Origin of the sequence: Vibrio sp. J1-1 (assembly GCF_021728395.1) — a bacterium.
GTDB lineage: Bacteria > Pseudomonadota > Gammaproteobacteria > Enterobacterales > Vibrionaceae > Vibrio.
Genome location: NZ_JAKKCM010000001.1, coordinates 33941 through 49383 on the forward strand (window position 1 = coordinate 33941; position 15443 = coordinate 49383).

Consider the following 15443-nt stretch of genomic DNA (forward strand, 5'->3'; position numbering starts at 1 on the left):
CTGCCTGAAGCGCAGGTGGACAAAAGCAGTTATCTTTCATATCAGAAAGACAACGGCTTTGTGATTAACCATGAAGGAAGTTAGTCGCTACTTTCCAAACTGATAAGAAAGATTCACACTAAGCGTCGTCACATCATTCAGGTCGATGAAGTACTGGTTTAGGTGCCAGCCTGCTGACCATTGATCGCTAAAGTAGTAATCTCCTCCTAGCCCGATATAAGGATCAACGCCTCGCTCTGTACTCGTGATATGCATCCCCTGATAATCACTGTCAAACTCTGCTTTCCAGACAAATCCACCCAGAATAGCTTTCAGTTTGGCGTGCTCATTACGGAAAAGCGCATAGCTAACTTCGGCGGTAAAACCCTCAGCAAGAACAGACGAGACTTTCGCTACCGCTGCATGATACTCAGTCGGGGGCATGATGCTGCTGTCTAAGTCTAGCGTGGCATGTCCCTCACCCAAATCAAGATAGCGTGCCGCCACTGACCAATCCGGATTGAGGTTATAACCAACCCCAATAGACCATGCCGTATCGCGCTTGTCCAAATCCAGAACCGAATACTCTGAGTCAGACACTCGCTCATCGGCTCTACTGAAACCCAGATCCGTAGTCAGATACCAGTTCGCCTGACTGCTAAAGCTTAGCAACGTTAATGCTGCGGCAAGCAGCTTACGGCTATGACGACGAACCATCGCCAAACCACCAAGAATAAACATCACTATTCCACCCATGCTAGCGCCACCTCCGGCGCTATTATTCACAACACCACCGGCTGTTTCAGTGACATTTACTGTTACTTCTCCTGCCGCCGTACCACCATTGCTATCGGTAATACTGTAGGCAATGGTATCTGTTCCATAGAAGTCTACAGGAGCTTCATAGGTAAGCACGTTAGAACTAATCGTTACTGTGCCTAGCGCAGCACTGGCGCTGCTGATTCTCAGTGAGTCGCCATCCGCATCAGTATCGTTATCCAACACATCAACGTCCGCGCTGCCATTTATCGCAACGTAAACCGTGTCATCAACAGCAACAGGTGCACGATTAAATACCGTGGTTGTAGCGACACCACCAGGGTCGATAATACTACCATTAGCCAAGACATCGTCATCATTTGGTCCACCGTCTTCAATGGTTAGCTGCACACACCAATCGCCTTCTGTCAGGCCGGTTGTCCAAGCGCTGTCGCCTGGAGGAGGACAGTATCCTTTTTCACCCGCTGCGGAGGAGACGTAGTTTTTTGTGTCTTCAGTAAATGTCTTCCATTCACCCTCACTGTACTTTCTGTACACTGCATAAGCTGGAATTGGTAATCTCTGTGGGAACACGAGCTGATAGGTCTGACCAACTGCCGGTAATCCGTAAGCGACAAAGTCAAAAATACCACCGACGTTTACCGCTGAATCGTCGGTTGTTAACTCATCGGTGAGCAGTTGTATTCCGCCGGTTTGGTTACCTGCCAGTGTGACGCCTTTGCGCAAACAAACGCCCGGCTCACCTTCTACCAGATAGCGACCTGATACTAAAGCCTGCTCCTGAATAACGTTACATTCACTGATAGCATCCTGATAATCCAAGATACCATCGTTATCACTGTCACCAGAACCTTCCTGATCATCCGGTATTAAGTCACCATCACTATCAGTACTGCCCAGTGCCGCAAATTGATCCACCACTTCAATATAGATATTCGAAGTCAGAGATGCTGAGTCACTGTCGGTTACCACCAACTGAAGTTGATAAACGTCCGACTCCAACGCACTGGGATCAAATTCAAATTCGTTGTCATTTGAACTGATATTGGCCAACGCTGAATTGTCATTGACCCATTGGTATGTATAAGCACCGTCTTCATTCGCATCAGTCACGCTAGCCGTAACTGTCACGGTCTCGTCGCTGTTTTCCACAACAGAGCGAGACTCACCACTTTGAGTGATATCGATACTAACTTTCGGAGCAACGCTCTCTTCACTTATGGTCAGTGTGAAGCTTGATTTACTGCCAAGGTTCAAGCTGTCAGAAAGAGCAATCACCAGCGTTTCGTCACCTTCCGTTTCACTGTCTCCCAGAACGGAAAATTCTATCGTTCCTTCTGTGCCACTTGAGATAGTCACTTTGCCGTCAACGAGGTCATGATCGGAACTATCACTGGTACCGCTCACCGTATAAGGAACCGTTACCGGATACTCAGGAGCCTCTCCGTTCAGGAACACTCTCACACTGTAATCTGAACCTTCGGCGGCTGTCGCATCTTTACTGATAGAGACCAGCGGATGAACCACGACCTGCTGGCTGACCGTTGCCTTGTTGCCATTGGCGTCTTCGGTACTCCAGTACACGGTATGCTTACCCGGCCGGAAGTAGGTTTGCTGATCAACCAGAGAAACCGGCAACGCATTTCCACTACTATCTACGGCGGTTGCTACTCCCAAGTTTACTTTCGTAAATAGTCCGGTCGCATTCACTTCAACACCATTTGGAGCGGTAATGTCCGGTGCTACCTCCACATCCGGCGAGATCACAACGGTGACTTGTCCGGTATCACTAGCATCATTACCGTCGCTCACACCATACTTCAGATTGACCGTACCAATTGTATCTGTAGTCAGAACAATCTGAGAATTAGTAATAGTGGCTGTACCTGAATCCGTTGTTACCCACGCCAGCGTTAATGTATCTCCATCGATATCAGTATCATTACTCAATACATCCAGCCTATAAATACCATCATCCGTTGCAGGAAGCGTAAAGCGATCATCGACAGCTACTGGCGTATCGTTAACAGAGATTACTGTGAGTACTGACGATGTCTCACTCCCCGTCTCAGCGTCGGACGGCGTCACCGTTAGCGTTACATTAGTCGTTTGGTTACTATCGGTCGTAAAGCTTAATATATCTGTTATTGCGAACCAGTTATTCAGGTCTGCAACACTGCCGCTGACCGTTACAATAGCCGTACCGGAACCACTAACCGTCACACCATTTGCCGTACCGTCACCACCAAATACGGTCAGAGCACCACTATCAACACTCAAAGCCACTGAAACGATATCACTTTCCGCGTCAGATAAGCTGATAGCACTAAGATCCAGGCTTGATGACGAATCCTCTGTCACGCTAAAGCTGGATGGGACATCACTTACAACCGGTGTGTCATTTTCTGCGGTGATACTTACCGTCGAAATCACGCTCAGTGCATCGTTTACGTTGTCATTATCATCCGTATTCGAACCACTGTCGGTCAGATGGGTAATGGTAACGGCTCGGGCGTTATCCGTCGTCGGGTTGTCGCTGTTATTCTGGTAACTGATGCTGTGGAGCAATGTCTGCAACTCGGCCGCTGTCAGGCTGCCAGCAGTCAACGTTAATGTCGCCGTTGTGGATGAAACCGATACGGCATACGTAAGGCTATTAGCGGTTGTCGTACCGTTTTCACTGTCATTCAGGACGACAGCGGTTCCGTCTATATTCAGTACTTCATTTCCGGTATCAGTAACGTTCGCTACTTTTAGCGTCAAGCTCGCAAACGTCTGGCCAGTTTCTATCGTATCAACCGATGAGTCGCTAAACAGAGCCACCGCCTCCCCGTCTTCCCTAAAGGTTGGGTTTGCAGCGGTTGCCGTTAATGTTGGTTCATCGTTCACCGGAGTAAGGGTGACGGTTGAAGCAATATTCACGCTGGTGGTCGCATTCTCGCTACCACTCTCAGTCAAACTGTTAATAGTGACCATACGACTGCTATTCGTTGTCGGATCATCACTGTTATTCTGGTAGCTGATATTGTCAATCAATGTCTGGAAGTCAGCTTCACTGAAACTTCCCCCCGCTAGGGTAACGGTTGCCGTATTCGAGCTGACAGATACAGTGTACGCCAGGCTATTGGTGGTCCCCGACTGGTTGTCTTCCAGAACGATTGCCGAGCCATCCACATTCAGGATTTCGCTACTGCCATCCGTTACATTGCTAACGGTCAATACCAAACCGCTCAGTGTCTGATCCGCTTCAACCGTACTCACACTGCTGCCAGTAAACACCGTTGCTGCGCTGCCGCCTTCCGTGAAGGTTGGATTAGCAGCCGTAGCCGTTAAAGTTGGGGCATCATTACTCGCAGATACGGAAGCCGTTACCTCGTTGGTACCAGTACTGTCTTCTGTACCATCATTGAAAGTAAAACTTAATACCACCGAACTCGATGGCTCATTGGCACTGTTCGCATAGGTAATGTTCTGCATCACACTGTTGACCAGTGCTGTGGTTGCATTGCTGTTAAAAGTCAGTGTCAGGGTACCGTTTGAGTTGATCGTTACGCTACCTACAACCGTGCCGTCATAGACCAGATCGCCGCCTTCGGTCAGTTCACCTAGCAGGCCATTGTTAGCAAAGACATCGTTACTGTTTGCCCCACCACTGCGTGCAATTGTCAGGCTTGCTCCATCGTAATTACCACTACCGCTATTAAGAGAATCCAACTCGGTATCACTTATGATGACATCGCTGTCAATCACTACAGGTGAGCCGTCTTCTGCGTAAGATGGCGTTGCATCCAAATTACTAAAGACTGGAGCGCTATTTTCATTAATGGTAACGGATTCGGCGTCACTGCTGCTGATACTTGCAGTACCAGTTAAAACTGAGTTCAATGTTGCTGAAACAGTTTCCGCGTCATCATCCGCGGTGTCATCAGTGGCGGTTACGGTAAAGGTTACAGAAGAACTGCCGGATGCAATCGTCACTTCATCGGAAGAGCCCAATCCGGTCACCGAATAATCTGTGTCGCGCGTTGCCGTTCCGGCCAGAGCGATCTCAACTGAAATATTTTCTGTTGCGGTGAACGCATTGCCATTGCCATCCTGAAGTGTCACGGTATAGGTGGCACTACCCGACATTTCAGATATTTCTGAGGAATCCACACTAATGGCGAGTGTCGGAGCCGTAGTGAAATTAAAGGTGATATTGTCACTGATACCAGCAAAGCGGTTTCCTGCCAGATCTTCAACAGTTGCTGAAGAAATCTGCACCGCATACTGAGTACCGGCCAACAGATCAGATCCCGGATTCAGCGTAATCTTATCCGATGACAAACTCGCACTTCCGCCCTGATCACCGCTTCCCGCGGTCGCGCTGCTCACGGTAAAGGTTTCTCGTGGCGTGTTGTTTGTCACGTCAAGAAGCGTGATCGTCTGTCCATTGACCAGATTCACCGCTTCGCTGAAGTCCAGAACGATATCATCGCCAGCAGTGACTTTTGTAGCGTTGTCAATTGGTGTTGAGTTGCTACTATCAAAGGTCGGTGCGGTCTTGTCCAGGTTCAGCGTCAATGTATTATGAGTGGCTGAGTTACCTGCTACGTCCATAGCAGTAAAGGCCACAGCAATAGCACCTTCCTGCATATTACTTCCTGAATCCAGTGCAGATGTTGTCAGGCTGTAGGTACCATCACTGTTATCGGTTAGCGTCGCTGCGGAGCTAAAGTCACGGTCCAGCACAAACAGGTTGGCTGTGACATTCAGCCCCGTTTCACCCATATCGACATCAAAGGTGATAGTTTCACCTGCTTTGTAATAACTGTCTCCAGCTTCGGCTACCGATACAAACACTGGACCCGTATTATCCAGAGTATAGCCTTCTGTTGTACCCGTTGGTGTCGTGCTGGATAAAGCATTATTGCCACCATCGACCAAATCATTCCCGCTGGCAACACTCAATGCGACCGTACCGTTATAACTGGCCAGATCGCCACCAGAGACGGTAACATCAACGCTGCTGCCGGATGCAGCTGAAACGCTACTAACCGTTGCAGTCGTACCTGAAGCTGAGAAATCCGCAGTACCAATATTGCTGACGGACTCAGAAAAGGTCACCGTCCAGACCAGTGAGTCGGCGTTGGTGTTTTCATCGCTCGGTGCCTTGCGCACAATGGCGGTCACTGTTGGTGCAGCGGTGTCAGCGGTATGCGTAGAGCCAGAGGTAAAGGCCGCAGGGTTAGTGCCACTTTCATCAACAATATCGTTGCTGCTGTTCAGATCCAGACGAACAGCCCCATCCACATTAGATACTGATACCGTCACAGTGACGCTGGTACCCGAAGAGGCGGAAACGCTAGTGACGGCAACGCCACTATCGGTATTGCCATCCAGCTTCGCAGTGAAGTCGTCGGTTGAAATATTGCTGACGTCATCACCGAAGTTGACTACAAAATCAACGCTGGAAGCATTCGCCGCCGGAGAACCGGAAACGGTAATCGAACTAATATCCGGTGAGATATCGGCCGTGGTTAAATTAAGCTGGGTTGGCGACGTCTGTAGGTTAGCGATACTGTCTTGTGCCACAACATAGACGTCATAACTGGTGCCATCCTCCAGCCCGGAAATAGTGGCACTTCCCGTGGTACCAGAAGTGGTGATACTACCAGAAGCGAGCGCCGAAGAGCCTGTACTGTCCTGGCCGGCTTTGACCTGAGCTGCACTTGGCGCGGATGCCCCATCTGCCACCACCACATAATAGGCGGTGCCTTCTTCATCTAAATCAACAGACAGAGTTGCACCACTGACAGAGACAGATGAGAGAGACGGAGTCACGTCAAAGGTCGGGGCAGTGCTGTCTACTAATGCGGTCATCTGACTGCTGTTCACTACCGTCAAACCACCAGAGCTGGCCTGCAGATTGAATGTTTCATCGGAAGCACCAAATGCGGTATAGGTAAGAGCCATTCCTGTAAATGTCGCAGACCCAGAAGATGGAGTGATACTGACAGTTGCACCATTACCATCAGTATCACCTGTACCTGTCATGGTCGCAGAGCCCGCACCATTAACCTCAGCAAGAGTAATATCCGTTGAATACCCCGTATCCACCACATCATTCGCATCTTTAGCGGAAACTACCGGTACAGTTGTCAGGCTGGTCGCTACTCCATCGTAAACAGACAGAGGACTTGGCTGAGTATCAAATACCAGCTTAGTTGCAACGACGTCGGCTGTCACTGCGTTCGCATCAACCGTGGCCAAATCAGATCCGATCCCATCCTCGTCGTTAGCCGTTAATGTAAAACTCTGCTGATCGGCAGTCGCGGTATAGGTCAGTCCGCTAAAGGTGGCTACGCCATTGCTCGCAGTAGCAGTATTGCTGCTCAAAGTACCGGCACTGGCTTCGGTCAGAGTGACCGTTTCTGTGAAATCAACGTCAGTGTTACCAAAAGCATCTTGGGCTGTAACAACAGGCTGAGTCGATAGCGCAGAACCGGATACCGAACCAGCAGGCTGGGTGGTAAATGCCAATTGAGTCGCATCAACTTCTATCGTTGTACCCGTCAAGTTCGTTACCGCAGAGGTCGCTCCCATTTGAGTACCAGAACTGGCTACGGTGACATCCGTATCGCCATCCACACTCAGAATGATCGTCTGGTTTTCAGTTAACCCGGAGTTATCATTCAAATAGCCGTTTATGGTATAAGTCTCACTGGCACCATCCGCAATTGAAATACTCAGCCCTGAGAAGGTGATGGTGTCACTACCCACGTTATAAACACCGGTAACATTAGAAACATCATTACCATTCAGGCGATAGGTAATCTGACTTCGCACTGTGTCATTAGCCGTGCCAGATACATTCACAACGATCTGAGAGATAGCCATTGCCAGACCATCGCTGGTGCCGCCATCTGAAAGCGTGAAGTCGAACAGATCGACGGCTTCGCCAACCGTATCAACCGTCGTATACAGCGCGACAGGTTCGGTTACGCCGGCAGCGGCAGTTAAAGAACCATCACTATCCGATAGCGGAGCAGCGTTTTTGATCACAAAATTATCCAAGTAGGCGACTTCGAGATCATTGCCATCCTGACGAGCAATGGTAAAGCTGGTGATATTGGTAAAGCCCAGTGCTTGAGTATTAAAATCAGCACCTGAAACCGAGAGAGTTACCGGCGAACCTGTACTAGGCGTAAACACATAATTACGTGTTGTCGTTGACTGCATCTCCAAGCTGTCGATGCTAAACGTATTACCTCCAGCAAAGTCCACCGTAACGGTATTGAGCCCTGCAATAGCACCAGACAAATTAACGGCCAAATATCCAAAAGCCGAGTAAAGCGAGCTACCACTACCAGAGTTAGTTACAACTCGGAAAATATAACCACTACCATCAACATCATAAGACTTAGAGGCAGAGTAGCCAGCAGGAAATCCGTCAGTATTTATTATTCTCCCTGTTGCATCATCAATAGCCAGGACATCATCAAATTGTTTTAACGCTATTTCAGAAAATGCCAGATCCGTTTCTACACTTCCTTTTTTTATTTCCAGCTCCCAATCGCCTTTTAAAAGGTCGCCCGATGAAACATTGTTAGATGCCGCAATATCAAGGTTACTTGAACCCGCGATTAATTCTAAAAACTGCTCACCAAATTCTGTAGCGGCCAAATCACAACCGTATAAAAGCAAATCGGCACCATCAATTAACGCATTATCCAGTGCAGATAAAGATTCCATTTCTTTTTTAAGAAGCTGTTCTGTTACTCGGCTATTACCAAGTAATAACACCCCGTCTTCAGCATGAGAAACAATATGTAATGCTTTTAAATCTTTGTAATTAGATAGGATTTCCTTTAATTGCTTTAAACCGTCTTCATTTGATGAGATTTCGGCAAACTCAATCCCCGGTTTAAGCCCATTGAGAAATAGTTGTTTATTGGGAACAGCCTGATCAAAAATAACAAGAGCGTCGGAAGTATTGCCCGGTGAAATAACCAAGTCAGAGCCAAGCGTTTGTTTCTGCTGGCTCGCATCAGTCACCAAACCCGATTTTATCACCAATAAGTCATTCGTTGTGCTTGTGCTTTTTTGTTGAAGTTCGTTCGATGTAATCAGAGGAGATAATATTTTTTCACCTGAGTAGAGCAAAGGTTGGTAATTCATGCTCAAATTACCAGAAGAAAAATTATTTGCTTTTTGCCGTGTATAGTTTCTGTTCGTATAAGCACCATAAACACCTGCTGGCGTACCAGCAAAACAAAGTCCTAAAGGCATCATTGCAGAAGCAAGACTTGTCAAAACATGTTTATTCATATTTGAACCTTATCTCTATTGATACACCACAAAAAATTTTTTTAACTTCACAAACGGCTTAAGGTCGTTCAGGGTTGTTCTTTGGGCACAATACAACTGGCGTTGGTACCTGTAGTATCCAGCCAAAATGCCATATCGCTGTATTTCTGAAATAAATCTGGAGGCAGAATACTTCTTCTTGGCTTGAATTCGACTTTTCTTTTAACGGTATGTAAACCTTTTACACCCAGCTTTTCATCAAACTCACCTTCTTCATATTCCACATTGTTAAAATCGTGCTCAAACTTATCCAATTGGCAAAAGTCATATAACAGGGCAATAGCTTTCTCAGGGAACTGCGTCAAAATATCGTAGTCAACCAACAATAATTTTTCAGAGAACTCACCGTAATAAGCTTCTTTTAATGCCGTCCAGGCACCGCCCATAACCCCCCCAGCATTTGCTAACGCTTCACATCGGGAATACACCGTTTGTCTACTTTGAGGAGAGTACATACGGCTATAATCAAAAGGATTTTTCCTATAAATACTTTCAAAGCTATCCATAACCCACGCAGGGTTACGCACACAACAAATGACGCGAAAGTCATCAAACATTTCGTTTAATTGATGAAGTCGAGCGGTCCACTGTCGATTAGTATCGAATATGACTTCTTTTTCCACCAAGTCCTCGTAATACGCTTCAAAAATAGCCTGACAGATCCGCTTTCGATTATCGGTATCAAAAAAAGTAGAAAATTCACCGCCTGCTCCCATTTGCTCAAGACAACCGTTCATTAAACCACTAACAGGGCTACTCATGGATGCGTGAAACTTTGGGTTCTGGCGCAAAATACCAGCAAGCAAGGTTGAGCCCGAACGGGGCATACCAGAAATAAAATGAATTTTTTCCACTAAAAGCCTTCCCTATATAAAAAGAACCTATCTAAAACGAACCTATATAAAACGAATAGCTATATTTTTGGTGTCTTTCCAACTACACGTATATGACAACAACCGAAAGAAGCGGTAGTACTCGTTTACTACCGTTTCTTACTCGACCATTGCAACAATTAGTTTCGAGATGGGTATATTCCTTCCAAAGCAATACAGTAGTTAACGCTCAGGCTTGGCTGCACCACATTAAAGGGGTGGCCTCCTCCAGCATTCTCCACAATGACAGTGCCACCACCAGCCGCAACAACGCCAGCTAAAGAAACGGGGTTATCCCCAAGCTCACTACGATAGATTTTTTCTGGCTGGTCTGCGGGAGATGATCCTGGCTTGGTTTTAGCCAGGTACGCCCCATCAGAAGGTGTTTCTGAATCCCCCTCCTGAGTTGAAGCAGTCAGGGAGCCAGCATCAGGCTGTGGGTTAAACGTCGATGCATGGGAGTGAGGTGGCATTTCAGCGAGTGTCATTGTGTGCTGATCCTCGCCATAAGCAAACCCTATTGGCCAATTTAAACCAGTTCCAGGTGCCTGCCCCATACCAACAGCCGTTCGACCATTAAGGTTTGGCAAACCAAAACTTGTTCTACCATCTCCACCATAGCTAGTTCCCAATAACGAAAATAATGCTGTGTACGAACTAATGGGTAACAAGGCTCCGCCACAATAAGCCCAGTTACGTGGTGCAAAATTAAAACCAAAAGGACAAATCTGTCCTACAAACGGACTATCCATAATTAAACCCTCAAGCTTGTATTTTTAGTGAAAAAGACGCATTAAATACAGCCCCTGCATCCAAAGAAAAACGTTCCGCAAAAGCCAGCCCACTATAGACACCGTCGCCACCAGAAATAATATCCAATCTAAGCGCACCGCCTTTAACACATATAATCAGACCTTCGGGCTCACCAATAAAAATAATGGTTCCAGGTTTGGTACCAAAGGTTTCACGTGCAACTGGTGTAGCCTGAATTAAATTTAATGAAACCCCATTTATATTGAGAATTGCACCATACGGAGAGCCATTCCCTGCTCGGCACATAGAACTGATTTCATTCGCTGACATAGAATCAAAATCGATGATGTAATCTTTTTCGGTTAGCCTTGGGGCATATGTGGTGTCCGTATTTTTTTCCTGGGGTTCACCTTTAAGCTTTTTGCCTGATGAAGAAAGCCGATTCATTAATTCCATCACCAGCACATACGCTTCATATGCCAGACGATTAGTTAAACTCGGTAGGGTATCCAGAGGTTCGATAGGTACCGTTTTTTCAAGAACGATGTTGCCGGTGTCGGCGACCTTTTCTACACAATGAATAACAACACCACTTTCTATTTCGCCATTTCTAATTTGCCAATAAATGGGATTTGGTCCTAAGTACTTAGGCAATTGAGACGCATGAATATTGTAAATACCCAGTTGGTTCCGACCGGAAAAATAATCGATAATTTCCTCAGATAACACATGAGGATAGGTTGAAATTAGCCCGACGTTCGCATTCCAGGCGTCTAATTGCTCAACAATGAGTGGTAACTTTTCTTTACAACACATTTGAAATGGAATGCCAGATTGTTGTAACTGCACTGCAATTCGATTGACTTCACCACCTGCTTCACCGAGTTCATTCGGGTCTGGCAAAACAACCCCAACCAAATATTGGTTTTGAGCCAAAAAGGCTAACGTATTCTGCGCGAACAAACTGGTTAAAAATAAAACGACTCTTGGCTTAGCTTCCATTACCATTCTCCGCCAGCATGCTTTCTCTATCGCCATTAGAAGGATCGGCTTCTGTTGTTAGAAAGCCTGGCAAGCCATTCATGCAATAATAAAAAGTCAAACTATCACCTGAGCCCACTAATAAATCTCCCGGGCGAGGATCTTGCGGAATAAAATTAACGCACACCTGGCTATCCGGTAACGGGTGAGTAATGCCCGACTCATATTCGCCCAACCACTCGTCACCAAACACATTTACCCTAGTATGGAATAGCAAGGTTTTCTCACCTTCTGTCGGATCCAAATACGGAATAGTAAGCGTTGAACATTCCACAATACGTGTATGCTCATCGATCACTTTTTCTTGCATAGTTCTTAAGAATTCCAGGTTAACATCCAGGACTTTGCCCAAGTCGATACGCTCTTTTCTCATTTTTTCGTGAACAGACATATCGTCGGTCTTCCATTGATCCACATATTCTTTTTGCGCAGAACTCAAAGACGCTGTGACAGCAATGTTTTGAGGGAGAAAAATACCATTAGGGTGCAAAAGATCGGCAAAGTGTTTTGCTAAACGTAAATGTCCCTCTCGGCTAAAACCATGCTGCATAGCTTCAAGAATGACCATGTGCACGTCGCTGGCTACCTGATATTCACAGGCATCAACACAACATATTTTCCGGACATATTCCTGTAACCCTAACTGCTTAACCAGGGCATCCAAAGCGATTGCAGCCCCTTGCTGAATATCAATGAATGTAACGTTGATTTCGTGAGGAGAATAAATATTCTGGTTTTTATAGTAGGTAAGTAAAGGAAGTAACAATGGAGCAAAAGGACCACATGCGGGATATACAATATGCAAGGGTTCACCAAAATTCTTTTCCGCGAGCTGCTTTAGGGCTGCATCAACTCCCTTTAGAAATAGCCCGACTCTTAGGCTATCGCGAATAGTCGTTACGCAATGATCTGGAGATAAAATCAATCCGGATCCACAAATATATTGTCGAGTGCGTAAGGGTTTGGGAATATTGAGGGATTGATAAAACTGAGCTTTCTGCTCATATAAGCTATTTAGCGCTGGAGCTAACGCGTTTTTATCCAGAACAGGAGTCTTTAATATCGAGCCGACAAAACTGCATGTGCTCTTTGTAAGATTGCCAACAGGTTTAGCACAACTTAAACCTTGAATTTTTTGACGAAGCGTGTCGTTTAAATCCCCTTTTAAGTTTGTATCTCTGCGGATTTCACTCCAATCCGGAGAGGCGACTTCTTTTTTCTTCGGCAATACAACCAGCCTCTCCTCATTTTCTATCTCAGCACCTATGCTCATGTTTAACCTCATTAATTGAATCTCTATTTTTGTGAGTATTTTTTTTCAACATAGGTTGACAGTTTCATGAGGCTGGCTTCCTCCGGTATAAGCCAAAGTTGTCGGTGTCACCTCTGTGTCAAAGCTCATTTTTGTTTAGTTAAGAAGTCTAGATATCATCCTCTGATGTGTCTTTAAAAGGAAAATCCCGGAAGCAATGTAACGCCTCAAGCGCCTGTTGCTGGCTTAACGAGTGTTCTTCTTTCAGTGATTAACTCATATCAATAACTGGCCAATCAATCATTAACATTAGACCAACACTCCAATAACGCACTATGCCATTAATCACATAATTATTACTTACAATGAATTTTTTGCCATAATTATTCGGCAAGAAGTTCCAAAAAGATCCCCTCTTCCCAGTTAAGGAGAAGCAACCTCGAGTAGTTCTATCAAATTGGCTGAATCGATCCACATCATGTGCGAAGTCTCCGCTGAATTTGATAACTCGGTAATACTTTATTCCGTGGGTAAGAACTCATCTGTAATGCAAATTCTAGCCAAATAAGCCTTCTCTTTAATGCATGTCGATACACTCTGGAAACTCGAAGAAATATTTGAGTTCTAGGAAAAAATCATTATTAACCTCCAAAGAATCAACGTCCCGAATTGGAGAGTATTTATAACGGCAGAACCAACAAAGGAGAAAGTATTCGGGTATATCCGCAGATAAGAGTAGATTATTGGTTAAAGACGGAGAGGCTTCATTTCTAGGACAATACAACTAATAAAGATAAAAATGCTTACGCGGCCCACCTTTACACATTCAATCTTTTTGCGATTGGATTTTGCAAGGCATCCTCACATCAACAGAGTCTTAATGAATTTTGAACTAGATCAGTTTGATAAACGTTGAAGCCTGATAGCGTCAGGCTTCAACGTTTCAAGATAACATACTAAAGTTTGGATAATGTTCTGCAACCAAGCAACTCTTTGTGAAAGGCTGAATAATTACATTCGCTTGAGCGGTTTTACTACACTATCTAAGCCTTCGATTTTCAGCGCCAAACACAACTTGAGTAAATCCCCCAACTCCCCGCTTGGCCACCCTTTTTTATCGAACCACAGCAAATATTCCTCTGGTAGATCAATTAAAACTCTTCCCGCGTATTTCCCAAAAGGCATTTGCATTCTTGCCAGTTTTATCAGGTTCTCTTTTTCTAACATAAGTTGAATTGTGGTTATCGTAAGTCGGATAAGAGTACCACCGGTGCAATCTCCCGACCAGTTTCACCGTGCTTTATGCTAAAGTATGCGCCATTCAAAAATAGTATGAGAAAGTAATGAAGTCACCTTGTCGTGCTGCCTGTAAAAACAATGGCGGCATCTGTTCTGGTTGCCACAGAACGATAGAAGAGATCATCCAGTGGAAAGATAAGACGGATGCACAGCGAGACAGCCTGATCGATCAAATTACGGGTTGCGACTCTACCCATTCATGCCCAGAGTGCGGCACTAAAGCACACTGTGATATCGCAGCTGGAAAAGAGACCTGTTGGTGTTTTGAAGTTGAGGAAAGAGACATATCGACGCCTGATAAAGAGCAACGGTGCTTATGTCGTAAGTGCCTAGAGAAAAAGCCAGTCGCTTAATCGACTGGCTCAATTTGATTACTTAGCTTCAAGCGCTGGCGATTCAAACTTCACACCATCCCATCCGCTCACCATAAAGTTACGAATGTTCTGATGATCTTCATTTTCTGGATGTAGTAGAACATCTTCACGGTAAAAACGACCAAAACAAGCCAACGTCGCTTCTTTATCTAGGTTATTTAGCAAGCCAAATGCGAAGATTTTGCATGAACCATTGTTCTCACCAGATCCGTTTTCCGTTGCACCATTGATAAAAGCAGTCGGCGTGAAGTCGTAATTCGCTTCAATTACTGCCATCGTTGTTTCAAATTCGATATTTTCTGGTGTTGACGCCACTGCATCCAAAAATTGTTGTAGTTCCATTTTAATTCCAAATTGTTATGTCATCATATCCGTGACATATTTGTTTAATAAAAAGCCAATATAAGAGTCATTAATCATACATATATTCATAGCCTTACCAAAACATACGTCAATCAATGCTTCAAAGCATTCACGCTTATTAGTGAATATTTATTAGAAAATTATGCATTGAGCAACATTGTATCGGATTGATAAGGAGATATCATGTCCACCCCATTTAAAGCAATAGCAGTGGTGATGCTCGCAGTGACGATAAACTACCTCACTCGTAACAGTGGTCACTTTATCGCGGTAGGGAATGAAGTGTCGGGCACGACGTCTGTCTACCGTATCGAGCTTTAACGCTAGATTGCTTTAGTTAAGTGGCTGTACCTAAGTTGCTCTAACTAATTTGCTTTAACA

9 protein-coding genes and 1 pseudogene are annotated in these 15443 nt (G+C 45.4%); 3 read left to right on the forward strand and 7 right to left on the reverse strand.

Annotation, left to right across the window (positions count from 1 at the left end; genetic code table 11):
* Window positions 1–87: 87 nt before the first annotated feature.
* The 5 genes from L3V31_RS00160 to L3V31_RS00180 form a co-directional block, all read right to left on the reverse strand.
* Window positions 88–9069 (reverse strand): DUF4347 domain-containing protein, encoded by an 8982-nt coding sequence (locus L3V31_RS00160; protein WP_237313609.1) that lies wholly within the window; start codon window positions 9067–9069, stop codon window positions 88–90.
* A 68-nt stretch (window positions 9070–9137) separates the two neighbouring features.
* Window positions 9138–9962 carry a sulfotransferase gene (locus tag L3V31_RS00165; protein ID WP_237313611.1) on the reverse strand — a complete coding sequence of 275 codons (825 nt, stop codon included), beginning with the start codon at window positions 9960–9962 and terminating at the stop codon, window positions 9138–9140.
* Between the two features lie 158 nt (window positions 9963–10120).
* Window positions 10121–10732: a tail fiber protein gene (locus tag L3V31_RS00170; RefSeq protein WP_237313613.1), complete on the reverse strand. Its 612-nt coding sequence runs from the start codon at window positions 10730–10732 to the stop codon at window positions 10121–10123.
* A 10-nt stretch (window positions 10733–10742) separates the two neighbouring features.
* The gene (locus L3V31_RS00175; RefSeq protein ID WP_237313615.1) at window positions 10743–11735 is read right to left on the reverse strand and encodes a formyltransferase family protein; all 993 of its coding nucleotides are present in this window, start codon (window positions 11733–11735) and stop codon (window positions 10743–10745) included.
* Window positions 11725–13047, reverse strand: a complete 1323-nt coding sequence (locus tag L3V31_RS00180) for a hypothetical protein (RefSeq protein ID WP_237313617.1) — start codon at window positions 13045–13047, stop codon at window positions 11725–11727. The genes L3V31_RS00175 and L3V31_RS00180 overlap by 11 nt, the downstream gene beginning before the upstream one ends.
* A gap of 457 nt (window positions 13048–13504) precedes the next feature.
* Here L3V31_RS00180 and L3V31_RS00185 point away from each other — a divergent pair.
* Window positions 13505–13752: pseudogene (locus L3V31_RS00185) on the forward strand (hypothetical protein); the annotation flags it as partial.
* Window positions 13753–14037: 285 nt separating this feature from the next.
* Here L3V31_RS00185 and L3V31_RS00190 read toward each other — a convergent pair.
* Complete coding sequence (locus L3V31_RS00190; protein WP_005375557.1) at window positions 14038–14253, reverse strand: DUF3820 family protein; 216 nt, start codon at window positions 14251–14253, stop codon at window positions 14038–14040.
* A 116-nt stretch (window positions 14254–14369) separates the two neighbouring features.
* Here L3V31_RS00190 and L3V31_RS00195 point away from each other — a divergent pair, with 116 nt between their 5' ends.
* Entirely contained in the window at window positions 14370–14678 is a 309-nt protein-coding gene (locus L3V31_RS00195; RefSeq protein WP_237313619.1) for a cysteine-rich CWC family protein, read from the forward strand.
* Between the two features lie 18 nt (window positions 14679–14696).
* Here L3V31_RS00195 and L3V31_RS00200 read toward each other — a convergent pair whose 3' ends face one another.
* Window positions 14697–15041 carry a HopJ type III effector protein gene (locus tag L3V31_RS00200; RefSeq protein WP_237313621.1) on the reverse strand — a complete coding sequence of 115 codons (345 nt, stop codon included), beginning with the start codon at window positions 15039–15041 and terminating at the stop codon, window positions 14697–14699.
* Window positions 15042–15245: 204 nt separating this feature from the next.
* Between L3V31_RS00200 and L3V31_RS00205 the strand changes: the two genes are divergently transcribed.
* Window positions 15246–15383, forward strand: a complete 138-nt coding sequence (locus L3V31_RS00205; RefSeq protein ID WP_237314540.1) for a hypothetical protein — start codon at window positions 15246–15248, stop codon at window positions 15381–15383.
* Window positions 15384–15443: the final 60 nt, after the last annotated feature.

Excerpts from the sequence above, each read along its gene's own strand:
- L3V31_RS00160 (WP_237313609.1), bottom strand. The coding sequence starts at position 9,069 with ATGAATAAACATGTTTTGACAAGTCTTGCTTCTGCAATGATGCCTTTA.
- L3V31_RS00170 (WP_237313613.1), bottom strand. The coding sequence starts at position 10,732 with ATGGATAGTCCGTTTGTAGGACAGATTTGTCCTTTTGGTTTTAATTTT.
- L3V31_RS00175 (WP_237313615.1), bottom strand. The coding sequence starts at position 11,735 with ATGGAAGCTAAGCCAAGAGTCGTTTTATTTTTAACCAGTTTGTTCGCG.
- L3V31_RS00180 (WP_237313617.1), bottom strand. The coding sequence starts at position 13,047 with ATGAGCATAGGTGCTGAGATAGAAAATGAGGAGAGGCTGGTTGTATTG.
- L3V31_RS00190 (WP_005375557.1), bottom strand. The coding sequence starts at position 14,253 with ATGTTAGAAAAAGAGAACCTGATAAAACTGGCAAGAATGCAAATGCCT.
- L3V31_RS00195 (WP_237313619.1), top strand. The coding sequence starts at position 14,370 with ATGAAGTCACCTTGTCGTGCTGCCTGTAAAAACAATGGCGGCATCTGT.
- L3V31_RS00200 (WP_237313621.1), bottom strand. The coding sequence starts at position 15,041 with ATGGAACTACAACAATTTTTGGATGCAGTGGCGTCAACACCAGAAAAT.
- L3V31_RS00205 (WP_237314540.1), top strand. The coding sequence starts at position 15,246 with ATGTCCACCCCATTTAAAGCAATAGCAGTGGTGATGCTCGCAGTGACG.